20 protein-coding genes are annotated in these 20,664 nt (G+C 63.7%); 12 read left to right on the forward strand and 8 right to left on the reverse strand.

Going from position 1 to position 20,664, the window contains the following annotated elements:
• Position 1 precedes the first annotated feature (1 nt).
• Positions 2-871, forward strand: a complete 870-nt coding sequence (locus ML401_RS07105) for a hypothetical protein (protein ID WP_259219101.1) — start codon at positions 2-4, stop codon at positions 869-871.
• A 49-nt stretch (positions 872-920) separates the two neighbouring features.
• Positions 921-1,586, forward strand: a complete 666-nt coding sequence (locus tag ML401_RS07110; RefSeq protein WP_285811014.1) for a C39 family peptidase — start codon at positions 921-923, stop codon at positions 1,584-1,586.
• A gap of 66 nt (positions 1,587-1,652) precedes the next feature.
• Here the strand turns inward: ML401_RS07110 and ML401_RS07115 are convergent, their stop codons facing one another.
• On the reverse strand, positions 1,653-3,242 hold the full coding sequence (locus ML401_RS07115; protein WP_285811016.1) for a gamma-glutamyltransferase family protein: 1,590 nt from the start codon (positions 3,240-3,242) through the stop codon (positions 1,653-1,655).
• 104 nt (positions 3,243-3,346) lie between these two features.
• Between ML401_RS07115 and ML401_RS07120 the strand changes: the two genes are divergently transcribed.
• Positions 3,347-4,120: an enoyl-CoA hydratase-related protein gene (locus ML401_RS07120; protein ID WP_285811018.1), complete on the forward strand. Its 774-nt coding sequence runs from the start codon at positions 3,347-3,349 to the stop codon at positions 4,118-4,120.
• A gap of 175 nt (positions 4,121-4,295) precedes the next feature.
• Here ML401_RS07120 and ML401_RS07125 read toward each other — a convergent pair whose 3' ends face one another.
• Together ML401_RS07125 and ML401_RS07130 are read right to left on the reverse strand one after the other, a co-directional pair.
• On the reverse strand, positions 4,296-4,460 hold the full coding sequence (locus tag ML401_RS07125; RefSeq protein ID WP_285811019.1) for a hypothetical protein: 165 nt from the start codon (positions 4,458-4,460) through the stop codon (positions 4,296-4,298).
• A gap of 9 nt (positions 4,461-4,469) precedes the next feature.
• Positions 4,470-4,703, reverse strand: a complete 234-nt coding sequence (locus ML401_RS07130; protein ID WP_094973683.1) for a DUF6894 family protein — start codon at positions 4,701-4,703, stop codon at positions 4,470-4,472.
• Between the two features lie 206 nt (positions 4,704-4,909).
• Here ML401_RS07130 and ML401_RS07135 point away from each other — a divergent pair, with 206 nt between their 5' ends.
• The 3 genes from ML401_RS07135 to ML401_RS07145 all read left to right on the forward strand — a co-directional run bounded on the left by ML401_RS07135 (position 4,910) and on the right by ML401_RS07145 (position 9,042).
• Entirely contained in the window at positions 4,910-6,994 is a 2,085-nt protein-coding gene (locus ML401_RS07135; RefSeq protein WP_285811022.1) for a sorbosone dehydrogenase family protein, read from the forward strand.
• Positions 6,951-7,892, forward strand: a complete 942-nt coding sequence (locus ML401_RS07140) for an SMP-30/gluconolactonase/LRE family protein (protein WP_285811024.1) — start codon at positions 6,951-6,953, stop codon at positions 7,890-7,892. The genes ML401_RS07135 and ML401_RS07140 overlap by 44 nt, the downstream gene beginning before the upstream one ends.
• Positions 7,893-8,016: 124 nt before the next feature.
• On the forward strand, positions 8,017-9,042 hold the full coding sequence (locus ML401_RS07145; RefSeq protein WP_285811026.1) for a histone deacetylase family protein: 1,026 nt from the start codon (positions 8,017-8,019) through the stop codon (positions 9,040-9,042).
• 18 nt (positions 9,043-9,060) lie between these two features.
• On the opposite strand, the gene ML401_RS07150 is transcribed toward ML401_RS07145, so the two are convergent.
• Positions 9,061-9,792 carry a 4'-phosphopantetheinyl transferase superfamily protein gene (locus ML401_RS07150; protein WP_194406327.1) on the reverse strand — a complete coding sequence of 244 codons (732 nt, stop codon included), beginning with the start codon at positions 9,790-9,792 and terminating at the stop codon, positions 9,061-9,063.
• Between the two features lie 677 nt (positions 9,793-10,469).
• Here ML401_RS07150 and ML401_RS07155 point away from each other — a divergent pair.
• Positions 10,470-11,420, forward strand: a complete 951-nt coding sequence (locus tag ML401_RS07155; protein ID WP_285811028.1) for a DUF6492 family protein — start codon at positions 10,470-10,472, stop codon at positions 11,418-11,420.
• Between the two features lie 12 nt (positions 11,421-11,432).
• On the opposite strand, the gene ML401_RS07160 is transcribed toward ML401_RS07155, so the two are convergent.
• Complete coding sequence (locus ML401_RS07160; RefSeq protein WP_285811030.1) at positions 11,433-12,500, reverse strand: endo-1,4-beta-xylanase; 1,068 nt, start codon at positions 12,498-12,500, stop codon at positions 11,433-11,435.
• Between the two features lie 308 nt (positions 12,501-12,808).
• Between ML401_RS07160 and ML401_RS07165 the strand changes: the two genes are divergently transcribed.
• The 3 genes from ML401_RS07165 to ML401_RS07175 all read left to right on the forward strand — a co-directional run bounded on the left by ML401_RS07165 (position 12,809) and on the right by ML401_RS07175 (position 15,177).
• On the forward strand, positions 12,809-14,245 hold the full coding sequence (locus tag ML401_RS07165) for an oligosaccharide flippase family protein (protein ID WP_285811032.1): 1,437 nt from the start codon (positions 12,809-12,811) through the stop codon (positions 14,243-14,245).
• Between the two features lie 404 nt (positions 14,246-14,649).
• On the forward strand, positions 14,650-14,796 hold the full coding sequence (locus ML401_RS07170; protein ID WP_212068916.1) for a hypothetical protein: 147 nt from the start codon (positions 14,650-14,652) through the stop codon (positions 14,794-14,796).
• Positions 14,797-14,841: 45 nt separating this feature from the next.
• On the forward strand, positions 14,842-15,177 hold the full coding sequence (locus ML401_RS07175; protein ID WP_285811035.1) for a hypothetical protein: 336 nt from the start codon (positions 14,842-14,844) through the stop codon (positions 15,175-15,177).
• Positions 15,178-15,260: 83 nt separating this feature from the next.
• On the opposite strand, the gene ML401_RS07180 is transcribed toward ML401_RS07175, so the two are convergent.
• The 3 genes from ML401_RS07180 to ML401_RS07190 form a co-directional block, all read right to left on the reverse strand.
• Positions 15,261-15,488, reverse strand: coding sequence for a hypothetical protein (locus tag ML401_RS07180; RefSeq protein ID WP_212068805.1), 228 nt, complete (start codon positions 15,486-15,488; stop codon positions 15,261-15,263).
• Between the two features lie 56 nt (positions 15,489-15,544).
• Positions 15,545-16,222, reverse strand: coding sequence for a Crp/Fnr family transcriptional regulator (locus ML401_RS07185; protein ID WP_212068806.1), 678 nt, complete (start codon positions 16,220-16,222; stop codon positions 15,545-15,547).
• A gap of 146 nt (positions 16,223-16,368) precedes the next feature.
• Positions 16,369-16,644, reverse strand: coding sequence for a hypothetical protein (locus tag ML401_RS07190; RefSeq protein ID WP_285811037.1), 276 nt, complete (start codon positions 16,642-16,644; stop codon positions 16,369-16,371).
• Between the two features lie 977 nt (positions 16,645-17,621).
• On the opposite strand from ML401_RS07190, the gene ML401_RS07195 reads away from it, so the two are divergent.
• On the forward strand, positions 17,622-18,668 hold the full coding sequence (locus ML401_RS07195) for a fatty acid desaturase (protein WP_212068808.1): 1,047 nt from the start codon (positions 17,622-17,624) through the stop codon (positions 18,666-18,668).
• 408 nt (positions 18,669-19,076) lie between these two features.
• On the forward strand, positions 19,077-20,633 hold the full coding sequence (locus ML401_RS07200; protein ID WP_259219091.1) for a L,D-transpeptidase: 1,557 nt from the start codon (positions 19,077-19,079) through the stop codon (positions 20,631-20,633).
• Positions 20,634-20,664: the final 31 nt, after the last annotated feature.

Raw genomic sequence — 20,664 nt, forward strand, 5'->3', positions numbered from 1 at the left:
CATGTCCAATTCCATGCAAGCGCCCGGCGCAACCGTGCCGCCGACGGCCGCCGCCTCGACGGATCTTCTTCTCAAGAATTTCGAAGATCGCATCGGCGAGCTCGAAAAGAATTCGCACAAGACGATCTTCAAGAAGCTGATTGAGAGTGCCAGCGCAAGCGCGCTGTTCCTCGGGCTGGTTTTGACCTTTGCTTCCCTTCACGAGACGTTCATCGCGAAACCAGAGGCGGAACGCATCACGCGCTTGAGCCAGTTCAATCAAGCCGTCAACTCTGCCGCGAAGCAGCGGCAGGAGCTCATCAAATTCTCGCTGGATTCTTCGGCGCCGCAGCTTCGGCTCGCGATGGCGAGCGCGATCACGCCGCAGATACTGAACGACATATCCACTGCTCGTGCCATGTTGCGGGACATGAAGAACGAAGATGTAGGCATTCCGCAGCTGCTGATCCTCATCAACGAGGCCTATACGATCGGCGATTTTCAGATCGCAGGCACATTCGTGGCACGAGCAATCGCAAAGACCGATGTGACTCCCTATCTCCGCTCGGAGGCGAGGAGATATCAGGGGAAGTTGTTCTACGCGACCGGAGAGCCGGCCAAGGGGCGCGCCGCTTTCATCGAAGCGATGAACACGCTTGCTGATACGCCGCAGAACCTGCCAGCGCGCGCCTACGTTTTGGCCGATCTTGTCGTCGCCGAGTATATGATGCGCGATTGCGACAACGGGGCCCGCGATCTCCAGCAATTCATAGAGATGAGCAGAGGTCTTTACACCCAACAGCGCCTCCAGCTCGGCGCGACAGTGAAGGACGCGCTGACTCAGCTTCAAGGCGGCAGTTGCCCCATTCCGGCAAACTTCTCCGATCTTTGAGTGCTGGTCTGCATTTTCGTTTCCATTTTTTGCGCGGAGGATTTATTTAATGAAACGATTCTTGTTGCAAATGACGATTGCGTTCTTTGTGCTCGGATCGTCGCTCGAGCGCGTTGCGGCCGCTGTGTTGCCGATTGCTCCGGTCGCCCAGCAGACGCCTCAGTGGTGCTTCGCCGCCTCCGCCGCAATGATCTTCGAATATCTAGGCTATCCCAACCTCAATCAGTTCGGAAATTACCAGTGCGCCGTCGTCGCGGCGCAAGGCGGACCATGTATGGCGAATTGCGGGATGTGCCTTAACGCCGGCGGAACGGTGCAGAGAGTGGCGATGATCATGCAATCGTACGCCATCATGGCTCAGCAGCTGGCCGGCTATCGGAATCCCGACGTTGTTCTTCAATTTCGCGGAATTCTGCCGCCCGCGGAGATCGCACGTCAGATTGACAATGACGGGCCGATCCTCGCAGGAATAAGTCCGGGCCAAGTTCCGTTTCCGCCTGGACTTGGCTTTAGCCAGCATGCGGTCGTGGTGGTCGGCTATGAGAGCCACCCGAACGGTTTCGACGTCATATTGAACGATCCATTCCCTTACATGGGGATGGCCAATCCTTATCTCGTTGCCGGAGGCACCATGCTAGAGCCGGGACAGTACCGAATCGCATTTTCGACCTTTGTTGGCGTCTTTCACTATGGCAATTCGCTGACTTTCCGATAGCCGAGCACGCGATGGGCGCGCAGGCAGAGTCGCGCCCATCGCCAACCCCACCGGTTGCCAGCGCGACTAACCTTCCGCCACCGCGTCGGCCCAGGGCTGGAAGATCTCGACCGCGCCGGAATTGACGTCGCCCTCACGCATCACCACGCTCGGGCAGGCGAATTTTTGCGGCAAGGCCTGCACGCGGGTCTCTTCATAGTCGAAGCGCGCGGCCAGCGCCTTGCGCACGTCCTCCGGCAAGCGGGCGTCGCCGATCACCACCGCGCCTTCGCTGGCGTCGATGCGCGGCTGATGGATGGCGGCGTCGAGATCCATGCCGAAATCCATCGCGAATGACACGAGCTGCATCACCGACGGCAGGATGCGGCGGCCGCCCGAGGCGCCGACCGCGAGACGCTTGCCGTCCTTGGTCTCGGCGATCACGGGCGTGTAGTTGCAGAGGCAGCGCTTGCCGGGCGCGAGCGAATTGGTCGTGCCCGGCGTCGGGTCGAACCACATGATGCCGTTGTTCATCGCGATGCCGGTGTGCGGCGTCACATAGCGCGAGCCAAAGGACGAGAGCAGCGTCTGCGTCACCGCGGCGATGTTGCCGTGCCGGTCGACCACGGAGAAATGCGTGGTGCAGGCCGGCGCCAGATATTCGGCACCGAGCGAGCGCTTGCCGTCGGCATCGCCCATGTCCTGGAGCCGCTCGCGGAAGGCTGCCTGCAGCGCGAGTGCATATTCGGCATAGGCGGCCGCGTCCGGCGCGCGTCCGGGCTTGAAGCTCTGCTGCAACAGCCGCAGCGCGTGCGCCATGGTGGGGCCGGCCGTGAGCTCGGGCGTCGCATACACCTTGCCGCCGCGATACGGGATCGCCAAGGGCTCGCGCAGATGCGCGCGGAAGGCGGCGAGGTCCTCGACCGACAGCGAACCGCCATCGGCCTTGACGTCGGAAGCGATGCTTTTGGCTAGGTCGCCCTGGTAGAAGTCGCGCGGCCCGGCCTCGGCGAGATGCGACAGCGTCGCTTTCAGCGTGTCCTGCGGCAGCCGGGTCTCGGCCTTGATGCCCCAGGGCGCGCTCCGTGGCAGGCCGTCCTTCAGGAACGCCGCCGCGCTCGCGGGATAGCGCCTGAGATCGGCTGCCGAGCCCGAGATCGTCACCGTGGTCCACCAATCGACCAGCAGGCCTTCGCCGGCGAGCCTGGCTGCCGGCGCGACCAGATCCTTCCACGGCATCCTGGCGTAGCGGCGATGCGCCTCTTCCATTCCCGCGACGACGCCGGGCACGGCGATCGAACCGGGGCCGTGGATGTTGCGATCGTCCTTCACCCGCGGCCAGGGAAAGAGATCGGACGCGGCGCCTTCGCCGCTGAGCGGATAATCGGCGACGCGCAGGCTTTGCGGCGCGCACATGCCGTAATCGATGACCTCGGTACGATTTTCCTTGGCGCGGTAGAGCACCATCGCGCCGCCGCCGCCGATGCCGCTGTTCCAGGGCTCCAGCACGTTCAGCGCCATGGTCGTTGCCACGATCGCGTCCACGCAGTCGCCGCCCGCCGCCAGCACCTCTGCCCCGACCTCGGCCGCCCGCCGCGATTGCGAGGCGACGATGCCGCCCTTGGACGTGACGGCGGGCTTGCGGACGGTTTGGTTGAGGCTGAACTGATGAGGCATGATGTCGTCTTGTGTGCTGCGTTGACGTCGAGGCCCCGCATTTGGCGGAGCGCGCGGACAATGGCACATTGCAGCCAACGAGAACATCCAAAGGGAGGCGCAACATGGCTGGTGTGAAACAGGCGCGGGATGGCGCAGTCGGAATCCTGACGCTCGACGAGCCGGCGAGCCTGAATGCCATGACGCCGGACCTGCTCGGCGCGCTGGCCACCTCCGTCGCTGAGATGACGGGTGACGAAGGTATCCGCGCCCTGATCCTCACCGGCGCCGGGCGCGGATTTTGCTCAGGACAGAATTTGAAGGCCTCGGAAGCGCTGGGCGAAGACATCGCGGCCGGCGTCATGCGGTTCTACTGGCCGGCCTTCAAGGCCTTGCGCGAATGCCGCGTGCCCGTCGTCGTCGCCGTCAACGGGGTGGCCGCCGGCGGCGGCTTCAGCCTCGCCATGGCCGGCGACATCATCGTCGCGGCGCGGTCGGCGAGCTTCATCCAGGTGTTCAGCCGCATCGCGCTGGTGCCGGATCTCGGCTCGACCTGGCTGCTGCCGCGACTGATCGGCCGGCAGCGCGCGCTCGAGCTGATGCTGCTGAACGAGCCGCTGACGGCCGAGCGCGCCCAGGAGATCGGCCTGGTGCGGCAGGTCGTCGATGATTCGAAGCTTATGGACGAAGCGCTGACGCTGGCGCGCCGTCTCGCCGAGGGCCCGACGCGCGCTTTGGTGGCAACGCGCCTGCTGGTCGAGGAGAGCGAGCACGCCACCTACGAGGCGCAGTTCCGGCGCGAGATCGAGCTCCAGGCGGTGATCCGCAAGGGCGCCGACGCCGTCGAAGGCCGCAACGCCTTCGTCGAGAAGCGCAAGGCTAGGTTTACGGGGAGGTGAGAAGGGGCTCGCTACCTCGCCGTCATGGCCGGGCATAGCCGTCCGAAGACGGCGTCGCTTGCGCTCGCCTATGTCCCGGCCGTCCACGTTCTTCAGAGTGGCCCAAAAACGTCGATGCCCGGGACAAGCCCGGGCATGACGAGTGGAGAGACTGCTGGTTGGAAAACAGGGCCGCTCAGAGCGAGCGGTTCAGCCGGCTGGCCTGATACTTGGCGCGCCATTTCGGGCCGGGCCCGCGCATATAGTGAAGCTCGGGACGGTAGGGGTCACCCGCGACCCGGATCAGCGTCTGCCATTTGGTGGCGACGAAGCTCAGTGGCTGGCGGAAGAGGTTCAACATGGCATCACCTCAATGCGGCTTGCCGAGCATGGCGGTGAAGGGGAGATCGAAAATCTCCTCGCCATCGTCGTCGCTGACGTGGATCACCCAGTCGCGCCAGTCTTCGTTGCTGGGCGTCAGGATCATCGAGCGCATGATCTGGGAGGCCCGGTCGCGCGCCTCGGTGAGATTGGACACGGCGGCGCCGTAGCGGTCGATCAGGGTGCCCTCGGTATTCGAGCAGTGAAAATAGACCTGGACCATATGCGCCTCCTGATGGAGCAACTGGGATGGCAAATCGATACCACCCGGAGCCTTCGCGAAACATTCGGGTCGAACCCGGTAAGGGAATGTACGGATATTGGTCGGCACGAAGATCGTTACAGGTTTAATCACAGGCGAGTGATGTTCGACTGGACTGCGTTCGGACGGCATGGAAGACGTTTTGGCCGGAAGTCCGGGGGGCCGCCGTGAGCTACTTCACATCCGGGCGCGAGGGCGGAAGGCTGCGCGCATATGCGGGCGGCCTGGCGAGCGTTTTGGCGGCCCTGCTTGGGTTCGTCTCGGTGGCGTCATCGGAGCCGCTTCGCCGCAGCGGCTATGCCGTCGGCGCGGACACCTGCGGCCACGGCGATCTCGCTTTTCCCAGGATCCAGATCGACATGAAGGCCGGATTTTGCGCCGGGCTCGTCGCCAGCGAGGAGGATCGCCTCAAATTTCCGCGGTCGATCGTCCAGTTGCCGGGCCAGGGCCTGTTCGTGCTGGCCGACATGGGCGGCTGGGGCCACGCGGACGGCCGGCTTTTGCTGCTCGATCCGCGCGCGCCGCAAGGGCAGCGGCTCAAGGAGCTGCTTGCGGGACTCGAATATCCCTTTGGCCTCGCGATCGGCCCGGACAGGAAGCTCTACGCCTCGACCGCCGAGACGATCTTCCGGTTCGATCCGCTCGCCGACAATCCGCGCGGCACGGTCGAAACCATCATCCGTCACATGCCCGGCCGCCGGGCCAATTTGCCCGACGGCACAAGGGTCGAGGAAAGCGCGCACCCACTCAAGCAGTTCGTGTTCGACAGGAACGGGCGGCTGTTCGTCAATGTCGGCTCGCACAGCGACGATTGCATCACGCCGGCCCCGATCACGAAGCCTTGCGCGGCGGCCGAGGGCGCTTCCGCCATGGCCTCGATCTGGCTGTTCACCCCGCCTGCGGGCGGCGTCTTCCCGGCGCTGAAGCCTGGCGATCCCGATCCGCCGCACACCGTCTATGCGCGCGGCCTGCGCAACTCGATGGCGCTGGCGCTGCATCCGAAATTCCCCGAGGCCGGCTACGCCTTCCTGCAGGCCGAGAACGCCCGCGACTTGCCCGACATCTTCAAGCCGAACGAGGAGATCAACGCGATCGAGCAGGGCAGGCATTACGGCTGGCCCTATTGCTACGATTTGTCGACGCCGAGTCCCGAATTCCGGGGCGTGCTGCAATCCGGGGCCTACAAATCGTTCTGCACGGCAGGCGCGCTCTACAAGCCGCCGCTCTCGCTGCTGCCGCCGCACGGGGCGCCGCTTGGGATGCTCTATTATCACGGCGGCAAATTCCCGGAGCTGGAGGGCAAGCTGCTGGTCGGCCTGCACGGCTATCGTCCGACCGGCAGCCGGCTGCTGGTCTACGACGTCGATGACCACGGTTTCCCCAAGCCGAGCCCGGCGCCGGTGCGCTATCACGTCAGCTGCGCGGCCGACCCGACCCGCAGCTTTCAGACCGACGCCGGCGAAGTTGCCGCCGCGCCGTTCGAGGAGCTGATCGCAGGCTGGCACCGCGTCAACGGCGCGCGGCCGCAAGGCGCGCCCGTCGGCATGACGGTCGCGGAGGACGGCGCGATCTGGCTGGTTGAGGACAAGAACCAGAGCGTGATCCGCATCGATCGGGCCGCGGGCAAAGCCCCGCCGCCGCTGCCCTGCGACACGCGCAGCCAGGCGATGATCGACCAGCTCGCGGCCTTCGTCGCCCGGGACGCGCCGAACAGCGCCCGGCTGACCAATCTGCGCAAGGGCCTCGTCGAGCGGCACTGTGTCGGCTGTCATTCGGATTTCGGTTTGAAGAGCGGTCAATCGGAGGCCGAGAAGGACAGGGCGGTGCTCGGTTTCATGCTGGCGCAGGACGGCTGGATCTATCCGGGCGATCCCGCGTCCGGCAAGCTGCGTACGCGCCTGCGCGGTATCGGCGCGGAGAAGCTGATGCCGCCGGGCGGCGAGAGCCTGCCGAAGACCGAGCCCGGTTATGCGCGCCTGCGCGACACAATGGACCTGCTCGTTGCCAAAATGGTTCCGGGCACGCGGATGCGCATCAAGCCCGGTCCGCCGCAGCGCAAGTTCTTTGGCAAGACCAACAAGGAATGCGGCGAAATACCGGCTGGGAAGGTCGTCGTCGTGACACAAAGCAGCGCTGTAGACAAACCCGGCTTCAGCCGATTCTTCCGGCCGGCCGATCCCTATTTGAATGGCGAGTGCAGCGACGGCGATGGCTATTACATTCGGCAGGAATTTCTGGTGCCTGTGCAGTAGCGTCCTGTTCGTCGTTGCGACGACGTCCGCGCAAGCGGAGACGAAGCTGTTCGAAAGCGCGCAGGTGACGCCCGCCGGCGAGTACACCTTCGGCATCGAGGGCCCGGCAGCCGACCTCGACGGCAATCTGTTCGTGGTCAATCTCGGCAAGCCCGGCACCATCGGCCGGCTGCCTGCGGGCGGTGCGGCGTCGGAGCCGTTCACGGCACTGCCCGAGGGCAGTGTCGGCAACGCCATCCGCTTCGATCGCAGCGGCACCATGTTCATCGCGGACTACAAGAAGCACAACATCTTCGCGATCCCGAAGGGGACGACGGAGCCGGGCATCTGGTTTCACTCCGACGAGATGAACCAGCCCAACGACATCACGGTCGCGCACGACGGCACGATCTATGCGAGCGATCCGAACTGGAAGGGCAGGGAAGGCTATATCTGGCGGATTGCGAAAGCCGCCGACGGCACGGTGCAGGGACAGGTGATGGCGTCACCGCGCGCGATGGGCACCACCAACGGCATCGATCTCAGCCCAGACGGCAAGACGCTCTATGTCGGGGAATCCAGCAGCGGCCAGATCTGGTCCTATGCGATCAACGGCAACGAGCTGACGGCGGCTAAGCTCGTCAAGACATTCCAGCCCGACACCGTCGATGGCTTGCGCACCGACGTTGCCGGCCGCCTCTATGTCGCGCGCATTCTCAAGGGCACGGTTGCGCTGATGAGGCCCAATGGCGCGGTCGAGCGCGAGATCGCGCTCAAGGCCAAGGAGCCGACCAACCTCGCCTTCGGCGGCAGCGACGGCAAGACCGTCTTCGTCACCCAGCGTCAGGGCGGCTTCATCGAGTCCTTCCGCACCGATCAGCAGGGCCGCGAGCACTGTCTGCAGCGCGGGCGCTGCTGAGCCCTGGGGCGCTCTGCTTCCGGCGCAGGGCGGTCGAGACGGCATTGTTCTTGCTTGCATCTGGCCGCCACGGGGATCAAGACATCTGCTGCCCCTGAAGCGCATGCGAGCACGGAGTGTTTGAGTGAAAGCCGTCCATACCGAACTGCACCGCAGCCATGATCCGCAATTCTTCCTGGTCCGCGGTGTCGTCAAGCGCACCACCGAGCAGCCGGAACGCGCCGACCGCCTGCTCAAGGGATTGAAGGACGGCAAGCACCAGCTGGTCGAGCCGACCGCATTCGGGCAGGGGCCTCGCGCACGCATCCACAGCCCGGAATATCTGTCCTTCCTGAGCGAAGCCTGGGACGCCTGGACCGCGCTCGGCGATTCCGGCCCGGAGATGATCGGCAACATCCACCCGGTGCGGCATGCCGCGACCTACCCGACCCACATCGTCGGCAGGCTCGGCTGGCACACCGCCGACACCGCCGCGCCGATCGGTCCGGGCACCTGGGCCGCGGCCTGTGCCGCAACCGACGTCGCGGTCACCGCAGCGCAGATGGTGATGGACGGCGAGGGCGCGGTCTATGCGCTGTGCCGTCCGCCCGGGCATCACGCCTATCGCGACATGGCCGGCGGCTTCTGCTTCCTCAACAACAGCGCGATCGCGGCGGCGCATCTGCGGCAGAAGCACGAGCGCGTCGTGATCCTCGACGTCGACGTCCATCATGGCAATGGCACGCAAGGCATCTTCTACGCCCGGCCCGACGTCTACACGATCTCGATCCATGCCGATCCCGTTGCGTACTATCCCTATGTGTGGGGCTATGCCCATGAGCGCGGCGAAGGGCCGGGCCTCGGCACCAATCTCAACATTCCGCTTCCGATCGGCACCGGCGATGACGGCTACATGCAGTCGCTGGACGTCGCGCGCAAGGCGATCGAATCCTTTGCCCCCGGCGCGCTCGTCGTCGCGCTCGGCCTCGATGCCTCCGAACACGATCCGCTCAAGGGCCTCGCCGTCACCACGCCCGGCTTCCGCCGGATCGGCCAGGCCATCGCCAGGATGGGCCTGCCGACCGTGCTCGTGCAGGAGGGCGGCTATCTCTCGGATATTCTGGGTGCGAACCTGACCTCGGTGCTGGCGGGATTCGAAGAGGCGAGGTGAGACCCGCCTCCGCGCGCGTCACTCGGCCGCTTGCTGCAGCGGCCAGGCATTGCGGCTGATGGGAAGGCCGCCGTTCGCGCGGGAGCCGTCGGCGATCGCGAGGCGATGCGATGGCGACGGCGAGCACAGCGAGAAGCGCCAGCCGTCGGGATCGTCGGCGATGTCGGGCTTGAAGCTGATCTCGATGGCCTCGCGCGACACCTGCATCGCGAAGGCGTCGAGCGGCAGATTGAGGCCAAAGCCCCTGGCCTTCAGATAGGCTTCCTTGAGCGTCCAGTAATCGAAGAAGCGCTCGATCGCGGCGGGCTCCGGCAGTCCGCGCAGCGTCTCGACCTCCTCCGGCGCAAAGAAGCGATGCGCGGTGGACAGCGGCGCCACCCGCCGCGACACGGTCTCGACGTCGATGCCGACGGTCTCATGCCGCGATACGACACAGGCGACGCAGCCGTCGGCATGAGACAGGCTGAAATGCAGCGCGGTCGAGGTTGCAGGCGCTGCGACAAACGGCCGCCCGTAGCGGCCGGCCCCGAAGGACCAGTCGGACGGCGCGACGTTGGTCGCGACCTGCGACAGTGCCAGGCGCAGCATGGCATGCGCGAAAATATACTGCCGCCGATGCCGCTCGAACATGAAGCGATCGGCCCGGATCCGTTCGTCGACCGAGAGCAGCCGCCGGCACGTCTCGACCGCGCCCGGCGCGTCAATGGACTCGATCAGTCCGACGAAAAGTTCAATTCTGTCGTTCGCCATCAATTGGGCCTTTTGCGTCAGGCAGGGGCAGATCCCCCGTCCCGACGGAAGAAACAACTGAGCAAGAATCAACCAAGCAGCCGCTTCTAGCGGCCCACCCGGGCGAATTCTTGTCGATTTGCAGGCCGGTTTACAGGCGCAAGCTTGTGCGAGACCCCAACTCGACACGCAAGCGACCGATCTTCCGAAAAGTGAAGCCTGAGGATTCGTACGGCGCCCCGGCCGATGAATCCTACTTCTTCCTGGTCCCCAGCGGCTTCTGGAGAGCCTTGCGGTCCTTGTCGCCCGACGAGGTACCCTTGGTAAATTTGCTCAAACCCATAACACTCCCCCCTTGAAAAAAATCGTCCAAATCAAAACGTGCGAATATCTTGCGCGGTGACGTCGAATAATCAAGCCGCAACTTGATCATTCACAGCTTTGGCGGGTGAACCCGTAGTCATCCGTGATCTGACCCGCGCAGTCCGTCCTCGACGACTGCGTCGCCGATTGGTGGCAACCCACCGCCGACCTCGCCGCTGCGCTTCCGCGGCATCGGGCACGGACCTGGACCTGGACTTGGACCTGCCGCCGGGTCGCTAACACTTCGTTTCATTTTACCTTGATTCCGTTTGTGAGTTTCCCCCGTCTTCCGGTGGGGCTATGAGTGCGGCCTGATTGCCATCCGAGCGCGCGCCATGCATTCCGTTGCCCTGCTGACTGCCAGCTATGCCAAGGATATCGAGCGCTTTTCGCTGCTCAGCGAGAGCATCGACACCTGGCTGACGGGATACGCCCGGCATTATGTTCTCGTTAACGATGAGGACGTGCCGCTGTTCGAGCGCTTCGCCTCCGACAAGCGCGTGATCATTCCGGCCTCGCGCTACCTGCCGAAATGGCTGTTTGCGCTGCCGCCGGCACTTCAGTTCATCAGCAAGCGGCGCGTCTGGCTATCGCTGCTGTCGTCCCCGGTGCACGGCTGGCACATCCAGCAGATCCTGAAGATCGCCGGCGTCCTCAACGCGCCCGAGCAGCGCGTCTGCATCCTGGATTCGGACAATCTGTTTTTCCGCGAATTCGACGTCGGCCAATATGCCGGGGCCGAGAAGACGCCGCTGTTCGTCACGCCGGAGGACATCGGCGCTGATCATCCGCTGCATGGGTTGTGGCTGCGCACCGTCGATCAGCTGCTCGGCATCAAGGATCGCTCCTTCCCCGCCGACGATTACGTCGGCAACGCGCTGGTCTGGGACAAGGACACCGCGCGCGCCATGACCGACGCCATCAAATCGGCGACGGGATTGAACTGGGGCCTGGCGCTGTGCCGGAAGAAGAAGTTCTCGGAATATCTGATGTACGGCCATTTCGTCGCGAACTCACCCGCGCACCTGGCCACCCACCGGGTCACGGAAGACAGCATCGCCGTCTCGCATTGGGATGACACCCCGCTCGACCGGCCGGCCATCGAAGCAATGATGCGCGCCGCGTTGCCCGGGCAGGTCGCGCTCTGCATCCAGTCCTATTCCTCGACCTCGGTCGACGACATCCGCGACGTGTTCCGCCTCTCTTCGCGCGATCGCCGGGCTCCGAGCCTCGCACCCGACCACATGGACGATGCGGTCGAATTCGTCGTGCCGAAGGCGCGCTGAGATCCAGCGCCGTCAGGCATCCTTCGTGAACTTGCTGATCACGTCCATGAACGGCTTCGGCTTGAACTCGCCGTCGAGCGGCAGCGGGCGGTTCGGCTGCTTGTCGGCGCGCGCAAAGACGCCGTTGATCCAGCTATAGCGATCCGAGAGACCCCAGGTCAGGATCGAGCGCACCGGTCCGCTGGTCGAGATCGCGGTGAGGAGATCGTCGACGCGCTTGGCGACGATGGCGTCGCGCTGTGCCGGATTTCCCGTCAGCTTCTGATCGTCAACGTCGAGCTCGGTGACCAGCACCTCGAGCCCCCAGGAGCGCAGCTCGGTGACGAATTCGGCGAGACCATGGGTGTCGATCTCGAGCTCGGCATGCAGATGCGATTGCAGTCCGACGGCGTGCAGCGGAACGCCCTGGTCGAGCAGGTCCATGATCAGGTTGCGATAGGCGGCGCGCTTGGCAATGAACGAGTCCTTGGCCGACTCGATGTCATATTCGTTGATCGCGAGCTTGACGAAGGGATCGGCCGCGGCCGCCGTGCGGAACGCCAGCGGGATCCAGCCCTGGCCCAGATGCTGGGTCCAGAACGTGTCGCGCCGGTCCTTGGGGCTGCGCGGATTGTCCGGGATCGGCTCGTTGACGACGTCCCACGAAGTCAGCTTGTCCTTGTAGTAGGAGACGACGGTGCCGATATGGTCGACATAGGCGCGCTCGACGCCGCGCGTGTTCTTGATCTCTTTGGTCCAGTCCGGAATGTCGTGATACCAGGCGAGGGCGTGGCCGCGCATCGTCAAATCATTGTCCCCCGCGAAATCCAGGATCGCGTCGGCGCGCTCGAAATTGAACGTGTGCGCGTTCGGCCGCAGCATCGGCCATTTCAGCTCGAGCACCGGCACGACCTGCGTGCAATAGGTGCTGATGGCTTCCCCGAGCCTGGGATCGGCTTGCAGGTCCCAGAGCGTGGCGGCCGCGCCAAAGCCGGGGCGGCGCTGCGAAAGCTTCGATGCCGGTGCCGCCGACGCAGAAGCGCCCGCCGCGAGGGCTGCGGCGCCGCCGAGAAGAAATTCGCGTCTATCGAGCCTGGTCACGGCAGTCCTTCTTGAACCAACGCAGCATCGTACCAAGCGATGCCATGCAACGCCCGGGTTTCACCTTGTTGGGTTAACCTCTGCCGTCTGCACGTCATGGTTTCCTTCCATGATCGCGCCTCGTCGTTCCCGGAAGGGCAAATTTAACGCTAACGCGTGAAAGCAGCTGCAGAGCCTCATTTGCCGCCCGATCTGCAGACTTATGTGACACTCTTGCGCGATGCTGCGGCGCAGTTCGTTCGCCCCGCCAAGGTCCCATTGATTAACGGCCGTCATATTCGCAAGACCGCTGCCGGTCCCGTGCTCGCATGCTGAACCGCCATTTCTCGATTTATCTCGTCGCCTACATCCTGCCCGCCGCGGTGGGCTTCTTCGCCGTCACGGCCTATACGCGGCTGCTGACGCCGGCGGAGTACGGCGTCTATGTCGTCGGCCTCAGCCTCGCCGGCATTCTGGGCGCGATCTTCTTTGCCTGGATCAAGCTGTCGGTGTCGCGCTATCAGGCGATGTCGGCGGAGGTGGATTTCCGCGGCACGGCGATGGTCGCCTTCGGACTCACGGTCGCAGTGCTCTGCGCCACGACGCCGTTGATCTTCCTGTTCCGCAGCGACGTCAGCGTCGAGCTGCTGCTTGCCAGCATGTTCGTCGCGATCATGGCCAATGCGGTCGATGTCGGTCAGGAGTTCGAGCGCGCCAAATTGCGTCCCTACCGGTTCGCCGCGATCTCGATCGTGCGCAGCGTGTCGAGCGTCGGATTCGGCCTCGTTGGCATCTGGTTCGGCTGGGGCGGATTAGGGCTGCTCGCGGCGTTCGGCCTGGGTTCGCTCACCGGCATCATTCTCAATCTCGTCGGCGACAGCAGCAAAATCGCGCGCTTCCAGCGCAGCCAGTTCATGCAGCTGGCGCGGTACGGCCTGCCGCTGACGTTGGCCGGACTCTCCGTTGCGGTCTATTCGGCCTGCGACCGGCTCATCGTCGCCTATCTGCTCGGCAAGGACGCCGCCGGCATCTTCGGCGTCGCCGCCGATTTGCCGCGCCAGTTCATGGTCATGATCGCCTCCAGCGTCGCCGCGGCGACCGTGCCCTTGGTGTTTCGTTCCCTCTCCGAGAACAACAGGGAGACGACGCGGGAGCGGCTGAACGAAAGCCTCGAACTCCTGCTCGTCGTGGTCGCGCCCGTCGCAGTCTGGCTCGCGCTCGCGGCGGATCAGGTTGCCGGCACGCTCGTCGGCGTCGACTTCCGCGCCGGCGTGTCGGCATTGTTGCCGATCCTGGTGCTTGCCCGCTTCTTCGGGATCGCCAATCAGTTCTACGTGCAGATCAGTTTCCAGCTCGCCGAGCGCCCCTTCATGCTGGCGGCGCAATCCTTTCTCACGCTGGCGGTCAGCGTGGTGCTGATGGTCGCGCTGGTCGCCGGTTACGGCATCTACGGCGCGGCGTGGGCAACGCTCGCGACCGAGGCGATCGGTTTCCTCGTTGCCGTCGTCCTGATGCATCGCGCCCACCCGGTCCCGTTCGATCTCAACCGGCTCGCCGGGGTCGCGGTTTCAGCCGCGGCGATGGCGACCGCCATCCTCGTGGCGCGTTCGCAAGTCGGCGGCACCGGCCTTGTGGCGCTGATCGTGGTGAGCCTTGCAGGCGGTTTCGCTTACGCCGCTGCAGCGTGGCTTCTCAATGTCGCCCAGGTGCAGACGCTGTCATTGCGCGTCTTGCGGGCGTCCAACCGGAACGCGCTGGGGGTGTAGCCAAGATGGGGGCGGCCCGGTTCGAGGAGAGAACCTTCGCCCGAGCGAGCAATATTGACCAGAAACGGGCGGGGGCAGCGGTCTATGCTAGCATCATCACCGCCCCATATCGGCGATCTATCGGTGATTGAGAGTGCTGTAACGCTCTCGCCGGATCCCGCGGTGCGTCGCATGTATTTGCACTATTCCCAGGCATTCAGTCCCTCACCTGCATCAGGTGAAGGGCCGCGTTGTCGTTGGTGCGGCGAATGCATGGGCTTGGTGAGGATCCCGGGCTTAGCAGCATTGGAGATCGGAACGTTCGCGTGCGCCGGGTGCCACCAAGGTTCCGCCGCCGCAATCGAAAGCGATCCAATGACAGCCACGGTCGTCTGGCTCGACAGTCATGACCTGCGGCCACCGATTTGAGCGAGCTGGAAGAGTTCATCCACCGCGAAAACATCAGAATCTTCAAACGGGACTTCGAGCTGGAAAAAGACGCCGTCCGGCGGCAATGGCTCCTGAAGCGTCTGGCCGAGGAAGAGGCGAAAGGCCGGGTCACGAGCCAATAGGCGAGCGCCGGGGACCTTCAAAGAGGCGTCAATGGGAGATGCGTGGTGAGCGGATACATACTCAATAACAGGGGCATCCGCGCCGGCGTTGTGAACGGCGCATCGATTTTCGATCTCACGGGCAAGAAAGTTTACGATCTTCGGGGGAACAATATCTACCGTCTCTCGGGCGAGCTGGTCGGTCATATGCTCGACGCGTCGGGCTCCGACAAGCGCCTGGACCGCGGCAGCGAAGCGCTGCTTTCCGTCGGGGAAACGCCGGAGCTTGACGAGCCTGAGAACCGTCCTCCACCGCAAAGGCAGCCATCCGCCACTTTTACGGAAGCAATCCGGCTGCGCCGAATTATCTCCGCCCCGGCCGATCGTCCTAAAAAAGGGTGATCGTGCACTCCCGTGGTTTTCACGAACAACTCGCGCAGCGGCAGGCGACGATGCCCGATGCGGAGCCCGATCAATTGGAAAATCTATTGCAGCGGCGACCGCACCCTCGTCTCAGCATCGTAGACCAGGATTTGCAGCATCGGGAACCTGCGGAGCAGCTCGGCGCCGGCTGCCCGGGCAGCCGTCTCGCTTTCGTAACGGGTCTTGAAGTGGCCATCAACGATTAGCGAGAAGCCATCGGCTGGCGCCACGTCAGCCCTTTGAATCGTTCTCGGCTCGATCTCTTCGACTTGCACGGTCGGCTTCTTCATGGGGTACCTTCGATCGTTGCAGGAGAGGGCTTGGGGCGCGCTTGCTTCCAACCGTCTCAGTCGTCCCTCGCGATCTCAGGCTTGTCGTACAAGACCGCGTTCAGGAGGGAAGTGTGAACCTCGATCTTACCGTTGTAGGTGATAAAGCCGAGCTTGCGGAATTTGTTCATGAAAAAGCTGACGCGGGATCGGGTTGTCCCGATCATCTCCGCAAGCGTCTCCTGACTAACCTGCGCCGAGATGGGCTGAGTGGCGCCGTCCTTGCCGAAATTGGCCAACAGCAGCAGAAGACGCGCAAGCCGCTTCTCGCTCGAATTAAACAACTGGTCGATCAGGTCTTCTTCTATGCGGCTATTTCGGCTGAGCAGATACTCCATGAACAACTCGGAGAACTTCGGTTCGGCCTTGAGTGCGACGAGCATCGCTGGTTTCTTAATGGACGTGATCACGCTTTGCTCCATCGTCACGGTCGTCGAAATCCGCAAGGGATGGCCGTTCAGGCAGCCCTCACCGAAGAATTGTCCGGGCTCCATGATTCCGACCACCGCCTCCTTGCCTTGCTCCGAGACGACGAGAACCTTGATCCTCCCCTTTTGGATGTAAAAAACGGTATCCGCGGCGTCACCTTGCGAGAACACCACTTGGTTCTTGTCGAACTTCAATATGGTTTTGCCCTCGCCGACCTTGGCGAGGAAGAGTTTTGGATCGAACGCGCTTTTCGGCGCTTTTGGCATGACGTAGCACAACCTGATGGAGAGAGTTTCAGTCTAGCAAGACCTGGCCGGGCACGTTAGGCAAATCTTGCTTCGTCTCCGGTCTGTGAGTCGGAGCTGACAACTGCCTGCGGCTTCGGAAAGGCTCGTTGAGCGGATCGCCGAGCTCAATGCCGTACGATCGTCTGATGCCGATCCTTCATGAGTGCGGCGTCCAGCTCCGTCTGGCTGATCGCGTAGGACTGGGTCCGCGATTGGGAGGCAAACCTCGCGGGCGTTTGCAACTGCGTCGCCACACGCCGATAGGCGATCTTCGACAACCCTTCGATCCGCTGGTCGTCGGTGAGAACGACATATTCGCCGGCGGGCTGAGCGCCCTCCAGCCCCTGAAGGACGAAGGGATTGGCGAACGATACGATGGTCCGCGTTGTTCTGATGGTCAAGATGACATCTCCTGGTCGAACCTGCAGGGCGCCGGCCGCGCCATTTGCCGACGCGGCTCATCGCGCCGGTCGCGGGAGGGCCATTCGAGACTCTAACGGTTGGCTCTCCGGGCTACAGAGCAGAATTGCTCAGCCTTGAAGGAATGGTTCGCAATTAATGGTGAACCCGCGCCGATCATACGACCGTTATTTGAGCAGTTTTGCACATCCTTCGCTCCTGCCCAGGTCTAACCTGACCGTCGGGCGGAATGCTGCATGGTTGTCCGACGAAGCAGCTGGGGCGGCGTTTGGCGCAAGCGCTGGTAGCCGCGTCGTTTAGGATATGCCTGGAACGAACGTCGTCGGGGTGACTTGGTGATGACGACCGGATGTGATGCCCACTCATCATATCTGATGAAGGGCGGTCCTGGTTCGCACACCCGTGCCAGGACCGCTTTCTTGCGCGCGCTCCTTCAGCTGCTATTCGGTTGGTCTCAGCGATCGGCGAAAGATTTATGGACGGTCCCGCACTTGGAGCATTCGAAAATGCGCAGATCGGGGCCGTCGCGACTTGCCCCGACGTAAATCAGCATCATGCGGCTCTGGCAGGCCGTGCAGTGTGGTCGTGGTATCGGGATCAACGTCGGTTCTGGACGACCATAGACCTCGGACATATGAAGCTACTCCTCATATGGCGGGGTATGCCGGACCCGAAGCCGCCGCCGATGACAGCCGATTCGCTGGCCGCGTAACGGTGAGCATGCCGCGTCTGTCCTTCAGCCACTGTTCAATATTGCTCACATTGCGGGAATCGCCGGCTGCGAACGCGTCTACTCTAGCCTTTCCGCTCCCGATCCGTTGCGGCGCGCCTGGTGTGAGCAATATTGCTCAGCAGGAAATCCAGGCCAGGATCAGTATGAGCGCGTGCGGGGCACGACTTCCGGACCGCTGCCGAATGCGTCCGGGCGGTCGCAATACTTTTTTGGAGCAGGCGGGAAATGCCGCAAGGAATGCCGGAGATGCGCGCGTCCGCGCAGTTGCTCGTTCGCTATCGCGAGCCCGACAGTTTACGCGGTGTTCTCGAATTGGCGATCACGGCGGTTCCGCTCTGCTTCATCTGGGCGCTGATCTGGGCCGCTCTTGACCGGGGCTATTGGTTCGCCGTGCTGTTCGAGGTCCCTGCTGCGGGCTTGCTGGTCCGTCTGTTCATGATCCAGCATGATTGCGGACATGGCTCCTTCTTCCGCGGGCGGGCGGTGAACGATTGGGTCGGCCGAGCCATCGGTGTGGTGACCCTGACACCATACGATTATTGGCGGCATAACCATGCCCGCCATCATGCGAATTCCGGCAATCTCGATCACCGGGGGTTGGGCGACATTGATACATTGACCGTGCGCGAGTTTCGCGACCAGCCGCGATGGCGTCGGGTGCTATACCGGCTGTATCGGCATCCCATCGTGATGTTTGGCGTCGGCCCCACCTATTTGTTCATCTTGAAGCATCGAGTGCCGATCGGATTGATGCGCGGCGGCTGGACCCCTTGGCTGAGTACGATGGGCACGAACGCCGCGATCGCGATTCTGGTCGCCGCGATGATTTGGCTGGTCGGCTATGGGCCATTCCTTGTGGTACACGTGCCGATCGTCGTTCTGGCGGCGTCCATCGGTGTCTGGCTGTTCTACGTCCAGCACCAGTTCGAGCGCACCTACTGGTCACACGACGAGACCTGGAATTTTCACGATGCCGCACTGCACGGCAGCTCGCATTACCAATTGCCGAGTGTCTTGCGGTGGTTCACGGCAAATATCGGCGTCCACCACATCCACCATTTGTGCAGTCGAATTCCCTCCTATCGCCTGCCGGACGTGTTGCGGGACCATCCACAGCTCGCCGCCGTCGGACGGATTACACTGGTCCAGAGCTTGCGAACCGTGCGGCTGACCTTGTGGGACGAGGAGCGGCTGAAACTCGTCTCTTTTGGAGAGGCATCCTTGACCTCAGCCGCCTCGCCGATGCCGGCACGCCTGCGACCAAGCCGCTGAAGGCGTGAATGTCCGCACCGCGGTTGCAGTGATTGCCGAGGTTCGGCCGGAAGGTGCTGGCGACCTCCTAAAGCGCTGTCCGTCCAAAGGACATATGCGTTCTTGCCAGAACGCGTGATCCGGATCGTGATCGCTGGGGCTTTCCATTCCCGGTGAGGTCAAGAACCGGCGGATCCGACCCTCCAGGCGGACGTTTCGCCGCAGCGAGAGACCCCAGCCTCGGACCAGCCTCAGGCTCGAGCCACCCTTCCGCCTTCGCAAGCCGTCGTATATGAGAGATTTGTTGCTGAAGCGGGCCGAATATCGCCACAGACGGAACGTATGGCGGCTGCAATTTCTTAATCCAAAGATCGCAATCTGACACGTAATCGACATGAGCGCGGACTGGCATTCCGACCGGGGCATGGCATGAGAGACCGACTGACGACGGCGCAATTCACCCGGGCAATGCGGCGTTGGGGCCCTCCCGGAATTGCGACATTGGCGGCGGTGGTCGCGTTTGCCGCCTTGACCCCAGCCGAGGCGGCCAAGCAGGCGCGCCAGCCGGCCGAGGCGGTGGCGCAGCGGCAGGCCGGCGAGCCGATCATGGCGATCGTGTCGATCAAGAGCCAGCAGGTCACTTTCTACGATGCCGACGGCTGGATCCTGCGCGCGCCGGTCTCGACGGGCACCACGGGACGCGAGACCCCGGCGGGCGTCTTCGCCATCGTCGAGAAGGACAAGGACCACCGCTCGACCATGTACGACGATGCCTGGATGCCGAACATGCAGCGCATCACCTGGAACGGCATCGCGCTGCATGGCGGACCGCTGCCCGGCTATGCCGCATCGCACGGCTGCGTGCGCATGCCGTTCGGCTTCGCCGAGAACCTGTTCGACAAGACCTATATCGGGATGCGTGTGATCATCTCGCCGTATGACTCGGTTCCGACCGAGATCTCTCATCCTTCGCTATTCGTGCCGAAGCCGGAAGCGATTGCGGCCGTGCCGAGGCAGGCCGACAAGCTCTCCCTCGAGGCCGAGGAGGCGACGAGGGCTGCCGACGAGGCCAAGAAGGCTGCGACCACCGCCGCAAAGGAAGCTGCCTCGCTCCCTGCAGCCCTGCGCAAGCTGGAGCAGCAGAAGGCTCGCGCCGATGCCGAGCTCGCTTTCGCCGACAAGACCCTCGCGAACGCCAAGACCGATCAGGCCCGCGCCAAGGCGGAGGAGTTGAAGCAGAAGGCGGCGACCAAGGCCGCCGACGCGGCGACGCAGCTCGATGCCGCCAAGGCCGCCGCGCAGCCGAAGCGCGATGCCGTGGCCACGACGAAGGACGCCGCGAAGGCCGCTGCGGCCAGAAAGGCCGAGGCCGTCAAGGCCGCGACCGACGCTAAACTCGCGGGCGAGCCTGTCTCGGTCTACATCAGCCGCTCGACGCAGAAGCTCTATGTGCGGCGAAACACCCACAAGCCGGCGCCCGACGGCGGCGGCGAGGTGTTCGACACCAGCATCGAGGTCCCCGTCACGATCCGCAATCCCGAGCAGCCGCTCGGCACCCACATCTTCACGGCGATGGCCAAGACCGATACGGGCCTGCGCTGGAGCGTGGTCACGATCGAAAACGGCGACGAGGCCCGCAATGCACTCGACCGCATCACCATCCCGCAGGACGTGTGGGATCGCATCGGGCCGACCGCGTTGCCGCGCTCCTCGATCATCATCTCGGACGAGCCGCTGAGCGCCGAGACCAATTACCGAACCGAGTTCGTCGCGGTGCTGAGCGACCAGCCGCAAGGCGGCTTCATCACGCGCAAGCCGACCGCGCCTGCCATGATCGCCAGCGACGACGGCTGGGACAACGGCGGCAACGGTTTTGGTTTCTTCTACCAGCGCGATCCCTACGTGCAGCCGGCCAATCCGCGCCGGCAGCGCGGCCAGTACCAGTACTATCAGTCGACGCAGCCGATGCAGCGAAACTGGTGGTAGCGCGCGGGGCGCAACCTCTCCCGCGAGCGGG

Origin of the sequence: Bradyrhizobium sp. 62B, assembly GCF_030272265.2 — a bacterium.
Classification (GTDB): domain Bacteria; phylum Pseudomonadota; class Alphaproteobacteria; order Rhizobiales; family Xanthobacteraceae; genus Bradyrhizobium.